At 65.6% G+C, this 18,167-nt stretch carries 17 protein-coding genes; 14 read left to right on the top strand and 3 right to left on the bottom strand.

The window, feature by feature from the left end; all coding sequences use genetic code 11:
• Window positions 1-9 precede the first annotated feature (9 nt).
• From tilS to ispD, 6 genes are all read left to right on the top strand, one after another.
• Window positions 10-1,326 carry a tRNA lysidine(34) synthetase TilS gene (gene tilS / locus NRG74_RS10975; RefSeq protein WP_257706512.1) on the top strand — a complete coding sequence of 439 codons (1,317 nt, stop codon included), beginning with the start codon at window positions 10-12 and terminating at the stop codon, window positions 1,324-1,326.
• Between the two features lie 142 nt (window positions 1,327-1,468).
• A complete protein-coding gene (locus tag NRG74_RS10970) occupies window positions 1,469-3,097 on the top strand; it encodes a CTP synthase (protein WP_160923743.1) in 1,629 nt (542 codons plus the stop codon).
• A 5-nt stretch (window positions 3,098-3,102) separates the two neighbouring features.
• On the top strand, window positions 3,103-3,948 hold the full coding sequence (gene kdsA, locus NRG74_RS10965) for a 3-deoxy-8-phosphooctulonate synthase (RefSeq protein WP_257706583.1): 846 nt from the start codon (window positions 3,103-3,105) through the stop codon (window positions 3,946-3,948).
• A 79-nt stretch (window positions 3,949-4,027) separates the two neighbouring features.
• A complete protein-coding gene (gene eno / locus NRG74_RS10960) occupies window positions 4,028-5,317 on the top strand; it encodes a phosphopyruvate hydratase (RefSeq protein ID WP_257706511.1) in 1,290 nt (429 codons plus the stop codon).
• 165 nt (window positions 5,318-5,482) lie between these two features.
• On the top strand, window positions 5,483-5,761 hold the full coding sequence (locus tag NRG74_RS10955; protein ID WP_007159473.1) for a septum formation initiator family protein: 279 nt from the start codon (window positions 5,483-5,485) through the stop codon (window positions 5,759-5,761).
• The gene (gene ispD / locus NRG74_RS10950; protein ID WP_093250254.1) at window positions 5,761-6,462 is read left to right on the top strand and encodes a 2-C-methyl-D-erythritol 4-phosphate cytidylyltransferase; all 702 of its coding nucleotides are present in this window, start codon (window positions 5,761-5,763) and stop codon (window positions 6,460-6,462) included. Before NRG74_RS10955 ends, ispD begins: the two co-directional genes overlap by 1 nt.
• 48 nt (window positions 6,463-6,510) lie before the next feature.
• Here ispD and NRG74_RS10945 read toward each other — a convergent pair whose 3' ends face one another.
• A complete protein-coding gene (locus NRG74_RS10945; protein ID WP_178121690.1) occupies window positions 6,511-7,410 on the bottom strand; it encodes a LysR substrate-binding domain-containing protein in 900 nt (299 codons plus the stop codon).
• Between the two features lie 104 nt (window positions 7,411-7,514).
• Here NRG74_RS10945 and NRG74_RS10940 point away from each other — a divergent pair, with 104 nt between their 5' ends.
• The 8 genes from NRG74_RS10940 to rpoS all read left to right on the top strand — a co-directional run bounded on the left by NRG74_RS10940 (window position 7,515) and on the right by rpoS (window position 14,789).
• The gene (locus NRG74_RS10940) at window positions 7,515-8,627 is read left to right on the top strand and encodes an S-(hydroxymethyl)glutathione dehydrogenase/class III alcohol dehydrogenase (RefSeq protein ID WP_017639036.1); all 1,113 of its coding nucleotides are present in this window, start codon (window positions 7,515-7,517) and stop codon (window positions 8,625-8,627) included.
• Window positions 8,628-8,666: 39 nt separating this feature from the next.
• Entirely contained in the window at window positions 8,667-9,521 is an 855-nt protein-coding gene (gene fghA / locus NRG74_RS10935) for an S-formylglutathione hydrolase (protein ID WP_257706510.1), read from the top strand.
• A 209-nt stretch (window positions 9,522-9,730) separates the two neighbouring features.
• The gene (ispF, locus tag NRG74_RS10930; protein ID WP_017639034.1) at window positions 9,731-10,204 is read left to right on the top strand and encodes a 2-C-methyl-D-erythritol 2,4-cyclodiphosphate synthase; all 474 of its coding nucleotides are present in this window, start codon (window positions 9,731-9,733) and stop codon (window positions 10,202-10,204) included.
• Window positions 10,201-11,259 carry a tRNA pseudouridine(13) synthase TruD gene (truD, locus tag NRG74_RS10925; protein ID WP_017639033.1) on the top strand — a complete coding sequence of 353 codons (1,059 nt, stop codon included), beginning with the start codon at window positions 10,201-10,203 and terminating at the stop codon, window positions 11,257-11,259. The genes ispF and truD overlap by 4 nt, the downstream gene beginning before the upstream one ends.
• The gene (gene surE / locus NRG74_RS10920; RefSeq protein ID WP_257706509.1) at window positions 11,247-12,002 is read left to right on the top strand and encodes a 5'/3'-nucleotidase SurE; all 756 of its coding nucleotides are present in this window, start codon (window positions 11,247-11,249) and stop codon (window positions 12,000-12,002) included. Before truD ends, surE begins: the two co-directional genes overlap by 13 nt.
• Window positions 12,003-12,040: 38 nt before the next feature.
• A complete protein-coding gene (locus tag NRG74_RS10915) occupies window positions 12,041-12,679 on the top strand; it encodes a protein-L-isoaspartate(D-aspartate) O-methyltransferase (protein ID WP_160923793.1) in 639 nt (212 codons plus the stop codon).
• A gap of 170 nt (window positions 12,680-12,849) precedes the next feature.
• Complete coding sequence (locus NRG74_RS10910; protein WP_064306749.1) at window positions 12,850-13,686, top strand: peptidoglycan DD-metalloendopeptidase family protein; 837 nt, start codon at window positions 12,850-12,852, stop codon at window positions 13,684-13,686.
• 110 nt (window positions 13,687-13,796) lie between these two features.
• Window positions 13,797-14,789, top strand: coding sequence for an RNA polymerase sigma factor RpoS (gene rpoS / locus NRG74_RS10905; protein ID WP_017639029.1), 993 nt, complete (start codon window positions 13,797-13,799; stop codon window positions 14,787-14,789).
• Window positions 14,790-15,196: 407 nt separating this feature from the next.
• Here rpoS and fdxA read toward each other — a convergent pair whose 3' ends face one another.
• The gene (gene fdxA / locus NRG74_RS10900; protein WP_017639028.1) at window positions 15,197-15,520 is read right to left on the bottom strand and encodes a ferredoxin FdxA; all 324 of its coding nucleotides are present in this window, start codon (window positions 15,518-15,520) and stop codon (window positions 15,197-15,199) included.
• Between the two features lie 68 nt (window positions 15,521-15,588).
• Window positions 15,589-18,165 (bottom strand): DNA mismatch repair protein MutS, encoded by a 2,577-nt coding sequence (gene mutS / locus NRG74_RS10895; protein ID WP_257706508.1) that lies wholly within the window; start codon window positions 18,163-18,165, stop codon window positions 15,589-15,591.
• Window positions 18,166-18,167: the final 2 nt, after the last annotated feature.

The following is an 18,167-nucleotide window of genomic DNA, read 5'->3' as shown; positions in this document are numbered from 1 at the left end:
TTCGCCCTCATGAGTCTGCTGGATCGGCTGCACGCCCGCCTGGAGCGGCAGCCGCTCACCCGTCACTGGCGGGTGGGCTTCTCCGGCGGACTCGACTCCACCGTTCTCCTGTACCTCTTCGCGCGGCTGCGCGAACATGGCCTGCCGGGCGATCTGCAGGCGGTGCATGTGCATCATGGCCTGCAAGCCGCGGCGGATGCCTGGGTCGAGCACTGCGCCCAGGTCTGCCAGAAGTTGGCTGTCCCCCTCGCTACCCTGCACGTCCATGCCGATGGCGCGGCCAGTCTCGAACGGGCTGCGCGCGAGGCGCGCTATGCGGCCTTTGCCCAGGTGCTGCCCCAGGATGGCTGCCTGGTGCTGGGGCAGCATCGCGACGATCAGCTGGAAACCCTGCTGCAGCGGCTGGTACGGGGCGCGGGTGTGAAGGGGCTGGCCGGCATGCCCGAAACCCGTTCGCTGGCTGCCGGTCGCCTCTGGCGGCCGCTGCTGGACGAGCCGCGTAGTGCGCTGCTGGCCTATGCCGAAGCCGAAGGGCTGGAATGGATCGAAGACCCCAGCAACGCCGATACCCGACTGGATCGCAACTATCTGCGGCACGAGGTGCTGCCACGGCTACGCGACCGCTGGCCGGGCGTCGATCAGGTCATGGCGCGCGGTGCCCGGCATCTGGCCGAAGCCGACGAATTGCTCGGCGAGCTGGCCGATCTGGATTTGCAGCGGGCCCGGTGTGTCGATCACGGGTTCGCCTGGATTCCCTTGCCCAATCTGGCCCTGGCGCCTTTGCAAGCCTTGAGCGAGGCGCGCCAGCGCAATGCCTTGCGCACCTGGTTGGATCCGCTGACGCGCCAGCCCGACAGCGCCCACTGGGCTGGTTGGCAGGCAATGTGCGAGGCGGGCGCGGCGAGCGATCCCCTCTGGCGTCTCGAAGGTGGCCAGGTGCGCCGGGGGGCAGGGCGGATCTGGTGGGTGCCCGACGCCTGGCAGGTCGCGCCGCAATCCCTGGCCATCACCGGACAGGAAGCCAGCCTGGAGCTGGCCGGCAATGGCCGCTTGAACTTCCTCGAACAGGCCGCCGAATCCGGCTGGCGGATCGGCTATCGCCAGGGAGGCGAGCGGCTGGTCGTACCAGGTCGCGGCTCGCGCGAGCTCAAGCGCCTGTTCAACGAGCAGGGGGTGCCGCCGTTCCTGCGCGGCCGATTGCCGCTGCTCTGGCGCGGCGACGAACTGCTGGCGGTGGCCAACCTGCCCGGCCTGGATGGCCTGCCGGGGGGAGGGCGGCTTGAGTGGCAGCCCGCAGACGGCATGGGCGGGTTTGAGCTGGGATGACCTTTAGGCTAGACTACGCTCCCGTCTTATATCGCATTTTCCGCTCGCCCCGAGTGGACGGTGTGCATTGGTCCGGCGCCAGGCCGACCGCTCTCGCTTTCATCGGCGGCTCTCCGCCTCAACGCAGATTCTAGGAATTTTCATGACGCGCTTTATTTTCGTCACGGGCGGTGTTGTTTCTTCTTTGGGGAAAGGCATCGCCTCGGCTTCCCTGGGCGCCATTCTGGAAGCGAGAGGGCTGAAGGTCACCATGCTCAAGCTGGATCCCTACATCAACGTGGATCCAGGCACCATGAGCCCCTTCCAGCACGGCGAGGTGTTCGTCACCCATGACGGCGCCGAGACCGACCTGGATCTGGGTCACTACGAGCGATTCATCCGCACCACGGTGACCCAGAACAACAACTTCACCACCGGGCGCATCTATATGGACGTGCTGCGCAAGGAGCGCCGCGGCGACTACCTGGGCGCCACCGTGCAGGTGATTCCGCACATCACCGACGAGATCAAGCGGCGCATCATCAAGGGCGCCGGCGATGCCGACGTGGCCCTGGTGGAGATCGGTGGTACCGTCGGCGACATCGAGTCGCAGCCCTTCCTCGAGGCCATCCGCCAGCTGCGGGTGGAGATCGGGGCGCGCCGCGCCATGCTGATGCACCTGACCCTGGTGCCCTACATCGCCACCGCCGGCGAGACCAAGACCAAGCCGACCCAGCACTCGGTCAAGGAACTGCGCTCCATCGGCCTGCAGCCCGATGTGCTGATCTGCCGTTCCGACCACACCGTCGACAGCTCCTCCCGCCGCAAGATCGCCCTCTTCACCAACGTCGAAGAGCGTGCGGTCATCTCCCTGGAAGACGTCGACACCATCTACCGCATTCCTTCGGTGCTGCACGCCCAGGGCCTGGACGAGTTCGTTGTCGAGCGCTTCGGCCTGGAGTGCAAGCCGGCCGATCTGTCCGAGTGGGATCGCGTGGTGGACGCCAAGCTCAATCCCGAGCAGGAAGTCACCATCGCCATGGTCGGCAAGTACATGGAACTGCTCGACGCCTACAAGTCGCTGATCGAGGCCATGACCCACGCCGGCATCCAGAGCCGCACCAAGGTCAACCTGCGCTACATCGACTCCGAGCACATCGAGCAGCAGGGCACCCATCTGCTCAAGGGCGTGGACGCCATTCTGGTGCCCGGCGGCTTCGGCCTGCGTGGCGTGGAAGGCAAGATCGCCACCGTGCAGTACGCCCGCGAGAACAAGATCCCCTACCTGGGCATCTGCCTGGGCATGCAGGTGGCGGTCATCGAATTCGCCCGTAACGTGCTGGGCTGGAAAGACGCCAACTCCACCGAATTCGACAAGGCCAGCGGCCACCCGGTGGTCGGCCTGATCACTGAATGGCAGGATTCCACCGGCGCCACCGAGATCCGTACCGAAGGCTCCGACCTGGGCGGCACCATGCGCCTGGGCGCCCAGGAGTGCCAGCTGATCAGCGGCACCCAGGTGCATGACTGCTATGGCCAGGACGTCATCGTCGAGCGCCATCGTCATCGCTACGAGGTCAACAACAACCTGCTGCCGCAGATCCAGGCCGCCGGCCTGAAGATCTCCGGTCGTTCGGGCGATGGTGCCCTGGTGGAAGTGGTGGAGGCCCCGGATCATCCCTGGTTCGTTGCCTGCCAGTTCCACCCGGAGTTCACCTCCACCCCGCGTGATGGCCATCCGCTGTTCAGCGGCTTCGTCAACGCCGCCCTGCGCTACGCCAAGAAGGATTGATCATGATCGCTCAGAAGATCGTCCGCGTCGGCAACATCGAGATCGCCAACGACAAGCCCTTCGTGCTGTTCGGCGGCATGAACGTGCTGGAATCCCGTGACCTGGCCATGCAGGTCTGCGAGCAATACGTCAAGGTGACCGAGAAGCTGGGCATCCCCTATGTCTTCAAGGCCAGTTTCGACAAGGCCAACCGTTCCTCGGTTACCAGCTATCGCGGCCCGGGCATGGAAGCCGGCCTGCGCATCTTCGAAGAGCTCAAGGCCACCTTCGGCATGCCGGTGATCACCGACGTCCACGAGCCCTACCAGGCGGCTCCGGTGGCGGCGGTGTGCGACATCATCCAGCTGCCGGCCTTCCTCTCGCGGCAGACCGACCTGGTGGTGGCCATGGCCAAGACCGACGCCGTGATCAACATCAAGAAAGCGCAGTTCCTTGCGCCCCAGGAGATGAAGCACATCCTCGCCAAGTGCGAGGAAGCCGGTAACGACCAGCTGATCCTCTGCGAGCGTGGTTCCTCCTTCGGCTACAACAACCTGGTGGTCGACATGCTCGGCTTCGGCATCATGAAGAGCTTTGGCTACCCGGTGTTCTTCGACGTGACCCACGCCCTGCAGATGCCGGGTGGGCGCGCCGATTCCGCCGGTGGCCGCCGCGCCCAGGTCACCGACCTGGCCAAGGCCGGCATGAGCCAAGGCCTGGCCGGTCTGTTCCTGGAAGCCCATCCGGATCCCGAACATGCCAAGTGCGACGGCCCCTGTGCCTTGCGCCTGGACAAGCTGGAGCCCTTCCTGGCCCAGCTCAAGGCGCTGGACGAGCTGGTGAAGTCGTTCACGCCGATCGAAACTGCCTGAGCGGCGGCTGAACCAAAAGGCTCGCGGGTAGCCGAAGGCTGATCCGTCAATGACCGGTAACATGGAGATCGATACAAAAATGGCTAACATCGTCGACATCAAGGGACGTGAAGTCCTGGATTCCCGCGGCAACCCCACCGTTGAAGCGGACGTGATCCTGGACAACGGTATCGTCGGTCGCGCCACCGCGCCGTCCGGCGCGTCCACCGGTTCGCGCGAGGCACTGGAGCTGCGCGACGGCGACAAGAGCCGCTACCTGGGCAAGGGCGTGCTGAAGGCCGTGGGCAACATCAACGGCCCGATTCGTGACCTGCTGCTGGGCAAGGATCCGAGCGACCAGAAGGCGCTGGACCGTGCCATGATCGAGTTGGACGGCACCGACAACAAGGCCAAGCTGGGCGCCAACGCCATCCTGGCCGTGTCCCTGGCCGCTGCCAAGGCTGCCGCCGAAGATCAGGACCTGCCGCTCTACGCCCACATCGCCAATCTGAACGGCACCCCCGGTCAGTACTCCATGCCGGTACCGATGATGAACATCATCAACGGCGGCGAGCATGCCGACAACAACGTCGACATCCAGGAATTCATGGTCCAGCCGGTCGGCGCCAAGAGCTTCGCCGACGCCCTGCGCGTGGGCGCCGAGATCTTCCATCACCTCAAGGCCGTGCTCAAGGCCCGTGGCCTGAGCACCTCCGTGGGTGACGAAGGCGGCTTCGCGCCCAACCTGGCCTCCAACGCCGACGCCCTGGCCGCCATCGCCGAAGCGGTGAAGAACGCCGGCTACGAGCTGGGCACGGACGTGACCCTGGCCCTGGACTGCGCCTCCAGCGAGTTCTACAAGGACGGTCAGTACGACCTGTCCGGCGAGGGCAAGGCCTTCGACGCCAACGGTTTCGCCGACTACCTAGCCGGGCTGACCGAGCAGTTCCCGATCATCTCCATCGAAGACGGCATGGACGAGTCCGACTGGGCCGGCTGGAAGGCCCTGACCGACAAGATCGGCAGCAAGGTGCAGCTGGTGGGCGACGACCTGTTCGTTACCAACACCAAGATCCTCAAGGAAGGCATTGAGAAAGGCATCGGTAACTCGATCCTGATCAAGTTCAACCAGATCGGCTCCCTGACCGAGACCCTGGAAGCCATCCAGATGGCCAAGGCCGCCGGCTACACCGCGGTGATCTCCCACCGCAGTGGCGAGACCGAAGATTCCACCATCGCTGACCTGGCCGTGGGCACCGCCGCCGGTCAGATCAAGACCGGTTCGCTGTGCCGTTCCGATCGCGTCTCCAAGTACAACCAGCTGCTGCGCATCGAAGAGCAGCTGGGTGCCAAGGCGCCTTACCGCGGTCGTGCCGAACTCCGCAGCTAAGCGCTGTGTGACCGGGAGGCGATGATCTAGGTCGTCTTCTCCCACCACGTCCGACGGACCACAGGATAGATGCCCAGTTTACAAGCGTAGAGCTGGGCTTCTATCCTGTTTTCGTCTCTGCCGCCGTCCTTGCGGCATCCGCCGTCCGCGAATCCGTTACCTCCCATGCGAAGTCCCTACTGGCTGTTCCCCTTCCTGCTCCTGCTGCTCGGCGGTCTCCAGTATCGCCTGTGGGTCGGTGATGGCAGCTTCGCCCAGGTGCGCGAACTCAAGCAGCAGATCGCCGACCAGAATGGCGAGAACAAGCGCCTGCTGGAGCGCAACGAGATCCTCGAAGCCGAGGTCGTCGAGCTCAAGAAAGGCATGGAGACCGTCGAGGAGCGTGCCCGCCACGAACTCGGCATGGTCAAACAAGGCGAAACCCTTTTTCTGCAATCCAAATAATGTCCCTTCTGCCTTCCTTCTGGGCGGTCATTCCCGCCGCGGGTGTGGGCGCGCGGATGCGTGCCGACCGCCCCAAGCAATACCTCGACCTCGGTGGCCGCAGCCTGCTGGAGCGCACCCTCGACTGTTTCCTCGACCACCCGCGCCTGCGTGGCCTGGCGGTGAGCCTGGCCCCGGAAGATCCCTGGTGGCCGACCCTGGCGTGCGCTCGCGATGCCCGCATCCTGCGCGCACCGGGCGGCCGCGAGCGCGCCGACTCGGTACTGGGCGGCCTGCTGCTGCTAGCCGAACAGGGTGCCACCGACGGCGACTGGGTGCTGGTGCACGATGCCGCGCGACCCAATCTGCGACGTGATGACCTGGATCGGCTGCTGGCCGAACTGGCCCAGGACCCGGTGGGTGGCCTGCTTGGCGTGCCGGCGCGGGATACCCTCAAGCGCGTCGGGCGCGACGGCCGGGTGAGCGAAACCGTGGATCGCAGCCAGGTGTGGCTGGCCTATACGCCGCAGATGTTTCGCCTCGGTGCCCTGCGTGACGCCCTGAGCGCCGGTCTGGCAGCGGGCGCCGCCATCACCGACGAGGCCTCGGCCATGGAGTGGGCGGGCCATGCGCCGCGCCTGGTGGAAGGCCGGGTGGACAACATCAAGGTCACTACCCCCGAAGACCTGCAGCGGCTGCAAGTGGTCTTCGCCGAGGCCTAGGATCCAGGCCCGCAGTGGCCCATCGCTTAAAAGACTCGCTCGCTGCGCTCAACCCGCTGGGTGGCGAGCGCCTGGGCGCGGGGTGCCCAGGCCTTGCTTGAGGTGCTCCACCAGCAGGCGAATCTTCGGTGAGAGAAAGCGCCGCTGCGGATAGAGAGCCCAGACCGCGCTGTTGGGCGGCTGGCGGTTGTCCAGCAGGGCACGCAGTTCACCCCGGGCCAGATGCGGCAGCACATAGTAGTCCGGCAGCTGGCACAAGCCGAAGCCGCGCAGCGCGGCGTCCAATACCGCCTGGCCGCTGTTGCAGCGCCAGGAGCCTTGGACCCGGTGCAGCACCTCACGCTCGTTTTCGCGAAAGCTCCAGATGTCGCTGGTGCCGACCAGGCAGCGATGGCGAGCGAGTTCCGACAGGGTGTGAGGCGCGCCGAAGCGTTCCAGATAGCTGGGTGCGGCGCACAGATAGAGCTCCCGCGGCGCCAGCCGGGTCGCCACCAGGCGGGAATCGGCCAGACGGCCCAGGCGGATGGCCAGGTCGTAGCCTTCGTGCAAGAGGTCGACGGTGCGATTGGTCAGGTCCAGCTCCAGACTCACCTCGGGATGGCGGGCGAGGAAGTCGTTGACCAGGGGCACGACGAAACGCTCGCCATAGGTCACGGCGCAGGTCATGCGGATCAGTCCCTTGGGCTGGCTGGAGAGATCGCTGACCTCGCGCAGGGCTTCGTCGCGCGCCTCCTGCAGACGGCGGCAGTGCTGCAGAAAGGTGTGGCCGGCTTCGGTGAGGGCGACGCTGCGGGTGCTGCGATAGAGCAGCCGCGCCTGCAGGCGTTCTTCCAGGCGGGCGACCTGACGGCTGACGTGGGAAGTCGAGGTGCCGAGACGATCAGCCGCCTGGCCGAAGTGCAGGGTGCTCGCCACGGCGACGAATTCGTCGATGCCTTCCCAGCCCATGATTGTTTCCCTATGGCAAAAATGAATTCCAGTATGCCCGATTGTTCCAGGATTTCTGGCGTCTAAACTGGTCACCTCGTTTTTTCGTCCCTCTGGAGTCGACCATGATCAAATCCCGCGCCGCCGTAGCCTTTGCGCCCAATGAGCCTCTGAAGATCGTCGAAGTGGACGTCGAGCCGCCCAAGGCCGGTGAGGTGCTGATCCGCATCGTCGCCACCGGCGTCTGCCACACCGATGCCTACACCCTGTCCGGCCAGGATTCCGAGGGCGTCTTTCCCTGCATCCTCGGTCACGAGGGCGGTGGCATCGTCGAAGCGGTGGGCGAGGGCGTGACCTCGGTCGCCGTGGGCGATCACGTCATCCCGCTGTATACCGCCGAATGCGGCCAGTGCAAATTCTGCAAATCCGGCAAGACCAACCTGTGCAGCTCGGTACGCGCGACCCAGGGCAAGGGCCTGATGCCCGATGGCACCACCCGCTTCTCCTACAATGGCGAGCCGATCTATCACTACATGGGCTGCTCGACCTTCTCCGAGTACACCGTGCTGCCAGAGGTGTCGGTAGCCAAGATCCCCGCCGAGGCGCCGCTGGAAAAGGTCTGCCTGCTGGGCTGTGGCGTCACCACCGGCATCGGCGCCGTGCTCAACACCGCCAAGGTGGAAGAGGGCGCGACCGTGGCCGTCTTCGGCCTGGGTGGCATCGGTCTGGCGGCCATCATCGGCGCCAAGATGGCCAAGGCCAGCCGCATCATCGCCATCGACATCAATCCGTCCAAGTTCGACATCGCCCGCGAGCTGGGCGCCACCGACTTCGTCAATCCCAAGGATCACCAGAAGCCGATCCAGGAGGTCATCGTCGAGCTGACCGATGGCGGCGTCGACTACAGTTTCGAGTGCGTCGGCAACGTCAACCTGATGCGGGCGGCGCTGGAGTGTTGCCACAAGGGCTGGGGCGAGTCGGTGATCATCGGCGTGGCCGGTGCCGGCCAGGAGATCAGCACCCGGCCGTTCCAGCTGGTGACCGGTCGCGTCTGGCGCGGCAGCGCCTTCGGTGGCGTCAAGGGCCGTAGCGAGCTGCCCGGTTATGTGCGCAAGGCGCAGAGCGGCGAGATCCCGCTGGACACCTTCATCACCCACACCATGGGCCTGGAGCAGATCAACGAGGCCTTCGAGCTGATGCACGAAGGCAAGAGCATCCGCACCGTCGTCCATTACTGATCACCAGGCGGGCGCCCAGGGGCGCCCCCTGTTCGGGAGATGACCATGAGTCTCGAACTGCTCTCCAGCAACAAGAGTTTCGGCGGCTGGCACAAGCGCTATCGCCATCGCGCGCGCAGTCTCGACTGCGACATGACCTTCGCCGTCTATCTGCCGCCCCAGGCGGAAGCCAGTAGCGACCTGCCGGTGCTCTACTGGCTGTCGGGGTTGACCTGCACCGACGAGAACTTCATGCAGAAAGCTGGCGCCCAGCGCCTGGCGGCCGAGCTGGGCCTGGTGCTGGTGGCGCCGGACACCAGTCCGCGCGGCGAAGGCGTACCGGACGACCCCGAAAAGGCCTGGGACTTCGGCCTGGGCGCCGGCTTCTACATCAATGCCACCCAGCAGCCCTGGGCCAAGCATTACCGCATGCACGACTATGTGGTGGAGGAGCTGCCGGCGCTGATCGAGGCCAACTTCCCGGTCTCCGATCGCCGCGGCGTCAGCGGTCATTCCATGGGTGGCCACGGGGCCCTGATCTGCGCCCTGCGCCATCCGGGTCGCTATCGTTCGGTGTCGGCCTTCTCGCCCATCGTCAATCCGCTGGATTGCCCCTGGGGGCACAAGGCTTTTTCGAACTATCTGGGCGAAGACCGCAGTACCTGGGCGGAATGGGATGCCTGTGCGCTGCTGGCCAAGGCCGAGGAGCGGCTGCCGCTGCTGGTCGACCAGGGCGAGCAGGACAGCTTCCTCGCCGAACAGCTCAAGCCCCAGGCGCTGCAGCGGGCGGCGGAAGCCGCGGGTCATCCGCTGGAACTGCGGCTGCAACCCGGCTATGACCACAGCTATTTCTTCGTCGCCAGCTTCATCGACGACCATCTGCGGCATCACGCGGCGGCCCTGTCGACCCCATAGGTTCTGTACGAAAAGTTGCCGAGCGAAGGTCAGGCGAGGCGAAAAGCGCTGAGGAAGCGGAGTTTATTAACGGTAAATGAGCATTCCGAAGCGTTTTTCAACGAAGCATTACCGAGCGCAGGCACTTTTGGTACAGAGCCTAAGGGCGACGGAAGCTGTTGCCAGCCGGTAGAATCGACGCCCTGTCATTTTCCAGGGCGTCTCTCTTCATGCGCATAGGTCACGGTTTCGACGTTCACGCCTTCGGCGAGGGCGATTTCATCACCCTCGGTGGCATTCGCATTCCCCACCACCACGGCCTGGTCGCCCACTCCGACGGCGACGTGCTGTTGCACGCCCTGGCCGACGCCCTGCTGGGCGCGGCCGCCCTGGGCGACATCGGCAAGCATTTCCCCGATACCGATCCGCGCTTCAAGGGCGCCGACAGCCGGGTGCTTCTGCGTCATGTGGTCGGTCTGGTGCGCGAGCAGGGCTGGCAGGTCGGCAACGTCGACGGCACCATCGCGGCCCAGGCGCCGAAGATGGCGCCGCACATCGAGGCCATGCGCCAGGCTATCGCCGAGGACCTGCAGGTCGAACTGGGCCAGGTCAACGTCAAGGCCACCACCACCGAGCGTCTGGGTTTCGTCGGGCGCGAAGAAGGCATCGCCGTGCACGCCGTGGCCCTGTTGCTGCCGCTATGACCGAAGACCAGCTGCTCGGGCCGCGCGCCCATGGCGAGCCCTGTGGCCAGGCGATCCTCAAGGCCAGCGCCGAGGACTTCCAGGTGGATGAGGTACTGGACATCCCGCTGAGCGGTGATGGCGAGCACCTCTGGCTGTGGGTCGAGAAGCGCGGCCTCAACACCGAGGAGGCCGTGCGCCGCCTCGCCCGTGCCGCTGGCGTGCCCCAGCGGGCGATCAGCTACGCCGGCCTCAAGGATCGCCAGGCCTTGACCCGTCAGTGGTTCAGCCTGCACCTGCCCGGCAAGGCCGATCCGGACCTCGCGGCCGCCTGCGACGAGACGCTGGTGATCCTCCAGCAGGGGCGGCACCGGCGCAAGCTACAACGCGGCGCCCATGCCGCCAATGGCTTCCGCCTGCGCCTGACCGGGCTCAAGGCCGATGCCGTGGCGCTGGAGGCGCGGTTGCAGGCCATCGCCGCCAAGGGCGTACCCAACTATTTCGGTCCGCAGCGTTTCGGCCATGAGGGCGGCAATCTGGCCGATGCTCAAGCGTGCGCCCGCGACCAGCGCCTGCCCGAGCAGCGCAACCGGCGTTCGCGGACCCTGTCCGCCGCGCGCAGCTGGCTGTTCAATCAGGTGCTGGCCGGTCGTGTCGCCGATGGCTCGTGGCAGCGGGCGCAGGAGGGCGACCTGCTGGCCTTCACCGACAGCCGCAGCCACTTTCCAGCGACCACCGCCGATCTAGAGGATCCGCGCCTGGCGGCGCTCGATCTGCACCCCACCGGCCCCCTGTGGGGCGCCGGCGAGTCGCCGGTGCAGGGGCCGGCCGCCGCCCTGGAACAGGCGGTGGCGAAGGCCGCGGGAGAGCTGCCCGCCTGGCTGGCCGGTGCCGGCCTCTCGCATGAACGGCGCATCCTGCGCCTCCCCATCGGCGGCCTGACGTGGCATTATCCCGCTCCTGACATTCTGCAACTCGAATTCGTCCTGCCGGCCGGCTGTTTCGCCACCGCAGTGGTTCGCGAGCTGGTAACGCTTGGCGAGGCAGGGCAGACGGAACATCCATGCGACTTCTGATCGCCAACGACGATGGGGTGCTGGCCCCCGGTATCGCCGCGCTGCATGCCGCGCTCTCCGCTCGTGCGGACTACGAGTGCCAGGTAGTCGCGCCGCTCTATGACATGAGCGGCGTGAGCAGTGCCCTGACACTGGACCGCCCCCTGCATCCGCAGCGCCTGCCCAATGGCTTCCTGGGCGTCAACGGCACGCCTACCGATTGCGTTCACCTCGGCCTCAACGGCCTGCTGGACGAGACGCCGGACATGGTGGTGGCCGGCATCAACCTGGGCGCCAACCTGGGCGACGACGTCCTCTATTCCGGTACCGTGGCCGCGGCCATGGAAGGGCGTTTCCTCAATCGTCCGGCCCTGGCCTTTTCGCTGGTCTCGCGCAGCCCCGACAACATGGCGGTGGCGGCCGAGATCGCGACCCGCATCGTCGCCCTGCACGAGCGCTTCGACCTGCCGCCGCGCACCGTGCTCAACGTCAACATCCCGGATCTGCCGCTCGAGCAGATCAAGGGCCTGCAGCTGACCCGTCTGGGGCACCGTGCCCAGGCCAAGCCGCCGGTGCGCGAGATCAATCCGCGCGGCAAGGCCGGCTACTGGATCTCGGTCTCCGGCGATGCCGTGGATGGCGGGCCAGGTACCGATTTCCATGCCGTGCTGGAAGGCTATGTGTCGGTGACGCCGCTGCAGTTCGATCGCACCTTCCGCGAGGGTTTCGCCGGCCTGTCGGCCCTGACGGAGCTGCTGACATGACCCAGGGGCAAGAGCATATGCAAAGACACGGCATCGGCATGACCTCCCAGCGCACCCGGGAGCGCCTCATCCAGCGCCTCTACGAAGAGGGGCTGTCCAACGCCCAGGTGCTGGAGGTGATCCGCCGTACGCCGCGTCATCTGTTCGTCGACGAGGCCCTGGCCCATCGCGCCTACGAAGACACGGCGTTGCCCATCGGCCACAACCAGACCATCTCCCAGCCCTTCATGGTGGCGCGTATGACCGAGCTCCTGCTCGCCGGCGGGCCGCTGGACAAGGTCATGGAGATCGGTACCGGCTCCGGCTACCAGACCGCCATCCTGGCGCAGACGGTGGAGCGGGTGTTTTCCGTGGAGCGGATCCAGTCGCTGCAGGACCGGGCCAAGGAGCGGCTGCTCGAACTCAACCTGCGCAACGTGGTGTTCCGCTGGGGCGATGGCTGGGAGGGCTGGCCGGCGCTGGCGCCCTACAATGGCATCATCGTCACCGCGGCCGCGCGGGAAGTCCCCCAGGCGCTGCTCGACCAGCTGGCGCCTGGCGGGCGCCTGGTGATCCCGGTGGGCGTCGACGAGGAGCAGAAGCTCCTGCTGATCGTGCGCGAAGACGACGGCTTCGTCCGCCACGAACTCAACGCCGTTCGTTTCGTGCCCCTGCTCAACGGACCTCTGGCCCAGTGAGCGATAGGGAACGTTACCTCGGTGCCATGCTCCAAGGCTGCCTGGCGGCTTTGGCCGCTTGAGGCCGGCGGGATGGCCGGACGGTAGATGATCAGACTCTGCGGGAGGAACGGGTGAAGGCCCGAGCGCAAGGATTTCCAGGACGAGGGCGATCAGGCTGGCTAGCGACAGTGCTCGTGGCCCTGCTGCTGACGGGTTGTTCGAGCAACGGTTCGCGAGCGCCGGTGGTCGACCGCGGCGATGGTCGCGGCAGCGTGCCCCAGGTCACTTCCGGGCAATATCGCGTCAAGCGCGGTGACACCCTGTTTTCCATCGCTTCCCGCAACGGCTGGGAATGGCGTGCCCTGGCGGCCCAGAATGGTCTCAGTGCGCCCTATGTCATCCATGTCGGCCAGGTCATCCGTTTCGGCAACGGTTCCAGCGCCAGTGGTTCCAGTCGCATCATCCGTCGACCGGCCACGGTAGCTTCCGCTCCGGCACCGGGCAGTCCGGTGGCCACCCCGGTACCCATCCCGCCGCCCGTCACCTCCAGTCCCACCGCCGCCACCCCGGTAGTGACCCCGAATCTGCCCACGGCGCCACCGCCGACCCCGGTGACGCCAGCCCAGACGCCGACCCGTGACGTCCCCCAATCGGCCTCCGGTTGGGCCTGGCCGACGAAAGGCACCCTGATCAGCCGCTTCTCCGCCAGCAGCAGTCTAAACAAGGGAATAGACATCGCCGGCCAGGAAGGCCAGCCCGTGATGGCGGCTGCCGACGGCACCGTGGTCTATGCCGGAAACGGTCTGCGGGGTTATGGTGAACTGGTTATCGTCAAACACAGCGAAACCTACGTCAGTGCCTACGGTCACAATCGTAGGTTGCTGGTTCGGGAAGGTGAGCGTGTCAAGATAGGGCAGACGATTGCCGAGATGGGTTCGACCGGGACCGACCGCGTCAAGCTTCATTTCGAGATTCGCCGTCAGGGCAAGCCGGTGGATCCTTTGCAGTTTTTGCCCAATCGCTGATTCGCTAGGCGCCGACTCGATCCCGCAGCTCTTTGGGGGCGAGTCATGGCGCATCGGCAACGTATCGATACGCCCTGGCTCGAAGCACAGACGAGCAAGGGTTACTCAAGATGATCCAGAACAAACAAGAAACCGAGTACGATCTCGGCGACGATGTCCTGCTTCTCGATTCCAATCCCTTCGGTGAGGAATCCACCGAATCCGCCATGACCAAGGCGCTCTCCGGGCGCGGTAACCAGGTCTTGCGCGGCGCCAAGCTGGCCGATTATGGCCGAGCACTCGACGCCACTCAGCTCTATCTCAACGAAATTGGCTTCTCGCCACTGCTGTCACCGGCGGAAGAGGTGCATTTCGCGCGTCTCGCGCAGCGCGGTGATCCCGCCGGTCGCAAGCGCATGATCGAAAGCAACCTGCGCCTGGTGGTCAAGATCGCCCGCCGCTACATCAATCGCGGCCTGTCGCTGCTCGATCTGATCGAGGAAGGCAATCTGGGCCTGATTCGCGCCGTGGAGAAATTCGACCCCGAACGGGGCTTCCGCTTCTCCACCTATGCCACCTGGTGGATCCGGCAGACCATCGAACGGGCGATCATGAACCAGACTCGCACCATTCGCCTGCCGATCCACGTGGTCAAGGAACTCAACCTGCATCTGCGCGCGGCACGCGAACTCACCCAGAAGCTCGACCACGAGCCTTCGCCCGAGGAGATCGCCGCGCTGCTGGAAAAACCGGTGGCGGACGTCAAGCGGGTGATGGGCCTTAACGAGCGGATCAGCTCAGTGGACATGGTGCTCGGTCCCGATTCCGACAAGACCCTGCTCGATACCCTGACCGACGATCGCCCCACCGACCCCTGCGAATTGCTGCAGGATTCGGATCTCAACCAGAGCATCGACCAGTGGCTGCTAGAGCTGCCGGAAAAGCAGCGCGAAGTGGTGGTACGCCGCTTCGGCCTACGGGGTCATGAAGCCTGCACCCTGGAAGAGGTCGGGCAGGAGATCGGACTGACCCGCGAGCGGGTGCGGCAGATCCAGGTCGAGGCACTCAAGCGATTGCGCGAGATCTTCGAGCGCAACGGCCTGTCCAGTGATTCGCTGTTCTGACCAGCCCTAGCTGAATATCAACCAAACGAAGCCCGGATTCATCCGGGCTTTTTTCTGCGTGTTCTTGTAAGCCTCGGCTTACAGGCCGCGTAAGCATGGATCGCTTGAGACTGCCGGAAAGCATCGCTTGATCAGCATGGCTAATCTTCAAGTGATTGCCGCATAACGATTTTTTGTTTCGGGCGGAGCAGCGAAGCGGCCTGAGAGGGCGGCTTGTGGCAGATTGCCATTGCTCGGGAGGAGAGTACTATCGGCTCTGTGTCTGGGACGACACGGATCGGCAGGAAGCGGATCGGGATCACCTCAGGACGAGGTTCACCAGGACGGTGGCAGGATTACAGGGGCAGGGACGAAGGGGGCGGAGCGATCCGCCCCCTTTTTTATTGCCTGGAGATTCCAGGCAAGGCCTAGCGTTCGAGCTGGGGGAGCTTGTTGGGCTTGCCATCCCACTCGGCGGCGTCAGGCAGGGCTTCCTTCTTCTCGGTGATGTTCGGCCAGATGTTGGCCAGCTCACTGTTGAGTTCGATGAAGGCTTCCTGGCCGGCCGGTACCTCGTCTTCCGAGAAGATCGCCTGGGCCGGGCATTCGGGTTCGCACAGGGCGCAGTCGATGCACTCGTCCGGGTGGATCACCAGGAAGTTGGGGCCTTCGTAGAAGCAGTCCACCGGGCAGACTTCCACGCAGTCGGTATATTTGCATTTGATGCAGTTGTCAGTGACGACGAAGGTCATCTGCTCGTTCTCCTCAGGCTAAGGCGGCGGATTCTAGCAGCATTGCCGGAACCCTCGTATCCGTTAACTCAGATACGCTTTTTCCATTCGTAGATAAGCTCCAGGGCCCGTCTGGGTGTGATGTCGTCCGGCTGCAGGCGTTCCAGTTCCTCGATGAGAGGATGGGTGGCGCTGGCGAACAGATCGGCCTGCAACGGACGACCCTTGGCCGGCGCGCTTACCGGCAGGGGGGCACCCACCTCACCGTTGAAACTGGCCGCTTCCAAGCGGGCGAGATGCTCCCGCGCGCGCAGGATGACGTCTTCCGGTACCCCGGCCAGTTGCGCCACGGCCAGGCCATAGCTCTGGCTGGCGGGGCCCGGCAACACATGGTGCAGGAAGACGATGCGGTCGTTGTGCTCGGTGGCGTTGAGGTGGACGTTGGCCACGCTCGGCTGGCCTTCCGGCAACACGGTCAGCTCGAAGTAGTGGGTGGCGAACAGCGTCCAGGCGCGCAGCCGCGCCAGTTGCTCGGCGGCGGCCCAGGCCAGGGACAGGCCGTCGAAGGTGCTGGTACCGCGACCCACCTCGTCCATCAGCACCAGGCTGTGTTCGCTGGCGTTGTGCAGGATGTTGGCGGTCTCGCTCATCTCCACCATGAAGGTGGAGCGGCCGCCGGCCAGGTCGTCGCTGGAGCCGATGCGGGTGAAGATGCGGTCCACCAGGGACAGTTCGCAACTGGCCGCCGGGACGAAGCTGCCGACATGGGCCAGCAGCACGATCAGCGCGGTCTGGCGCATGTAGGTGGACTTGCCGCCCATGTTCGGACCGGTGATCACCAGCATGCGGGTGTCGTTGTCGAGGGTGACGTCGTTGGCGACGAAGGGGGTTTCCAGCACCTGCTCGACCACCGGGTGGCGACCCTGGCCAATCTTCAGGCAGGGCTCCGCGACAAAGCGCGGCTTGTTGAGGTCCAGGTTGAGGGCGCGCTCGGCGAAGTTGGCCAGGACGTCCAACTCGGCCAGGGCCGCGGCGCTGTCCTGCAGCGGCGCCAGGTGGCCGATGAGTTCGTCCAGTAGCGCCTCGTAGAGGGCCTTTTCCCGCGCCAGGGCGCGACTCTGGGCCGACAGGGCCTTGTCTTCGAAGGCCTTGAGTTCCGGGGTGATGAAGCGCTCGGCGCCCTTGAGGGTCTGGCGGCGGATGTAGTCGGCCGGTGCCGATTCGGCCTGGCGGCTGGGGATCTCGATGAAGTAGCCGTGGACGCGGTTGTAGCCGACCTTGAGCCCCTGCAGGCCGGTACGGGCCTTTTCCCGGGCCTCCAGGTCCATAAGGAACTGGCCGGCGTTTTCGCTCAGGGTCTGCAGCTCGTCCAGCTCGCTGTCGTAGCCGCGCTTGATGACGCCGCCGTCGCGGATCACCGCCGGCGGATTGTCGATGATGGCGCGAGCCAGGGTCGCGGCCAGTTCCGGATAGGTCTGGATGCTCTTGGCCAGATCGAGCAGGTGTGGGGCGATCATCTGCGTCAGCCCGTCCTGCAGCGCCGGCAGCGCGGCCAGGGCGTCTCTCAGACGGGCGAGGTCGCGCGGGCGGGCGTTGCGCAGGCCGATACGGGCGAGGATACGCTCCAGGTCGCCGATGTCCTTGAGCTGCGGCTGCAGCGTCTCGAAGCGATAGTTTTCCAGCAGGCAGGTGATGGCGTCCTGACGCGCCTCGATCACCGCGCGATTGCGCAGCGGGCGATTCAGCCAGCGGGTCAGCAGGCGACTGCCCATGGCGGTCTGGCAGCGGTCCACCACCGATTGCAGGGTGTTGTCGCGACCACCGGCCAGGTTGACGTCCAATTCCAGGTTGCGGCGACTGGCGCCGTCAAGGATGACGGTGTCGTCCAGACGCTCGTGCCTGAGGCTGCGCAGATGGGGCAGGGCGGTGCGTTGGGTTTCCTTGGCATAGGCCAGCAGGCAGCCGGCGGCGCCGAGGGCCAGGCCCAGCTTGTCGCAGCCGAAGCCCTTGAGGTCGCCGGTGCCGAATTGCTGGCAGAGGCTCTTGAGCGCCGAGTCGCAATCGAAATCCCAGGGCGCCCGGCGGCGCACGCCACGCCGCTTCTCGGCGGGCAGGCCGACGGGCCAGTCGTCTGGGATCAGCAGTTCCGCGGGATTGAGGCGATCCAGCTCCGCTAGCAGGGTTTCCCAGCCGGCCAGTTCCTGCACGGTGAAGCGGCCGCTGGCGATGTCCAGCACGGCCAGGCCGAACAGGCGCTCGTCGCCCAGCACCGCGGTCAGCAGGTTGTCGCGGCGCTCGTCGAGCAGCGCCTCGTCGCTGACGGTGCCGGGGGTGATGATGCGTACCACCTGGCGTTCCACCGGGCCCTTGCTGGTGGCCGGGTCGCCGATCTGCTCGCAGATCACCACGGATTCGCCGAGCTTGACCAGCTTGGCCAGGTAGCCCTCGGCGGAATGGAAGGGGATGCCGGCCATGGGGATGGACTTGCCGGCCGAGGCGCCGCGGGCGGTCAGGGTGATGTCGAGCAACTTGGCGGCACGCCGGGCGTCATCATAGAACAGCTCGTAGAAATCGCCCATGCGATAGAACAGCAGCTGTTCGGGGTGCTGATGCTTGATCTTCAGGTACTGCTGCATCATGGGCGTGTGCGCGGAGAGATCGCTCATGC

The organism is Pseudomonas oryzihabitans (assembly GCF_024652905.1).
Classification (GTDB): domain Bacteria; phylum Pseudomonadota; class Gammaproteobacteria; order Pseudomonadales; family Pseudomonadaceae; genus Chryseomonas; species Chryseomonas benzopyrenica.
Note: the sequence above shows the minus strand (reverse complement) of the source record. Positions and strands in the feature narration are given on the sequence as shown.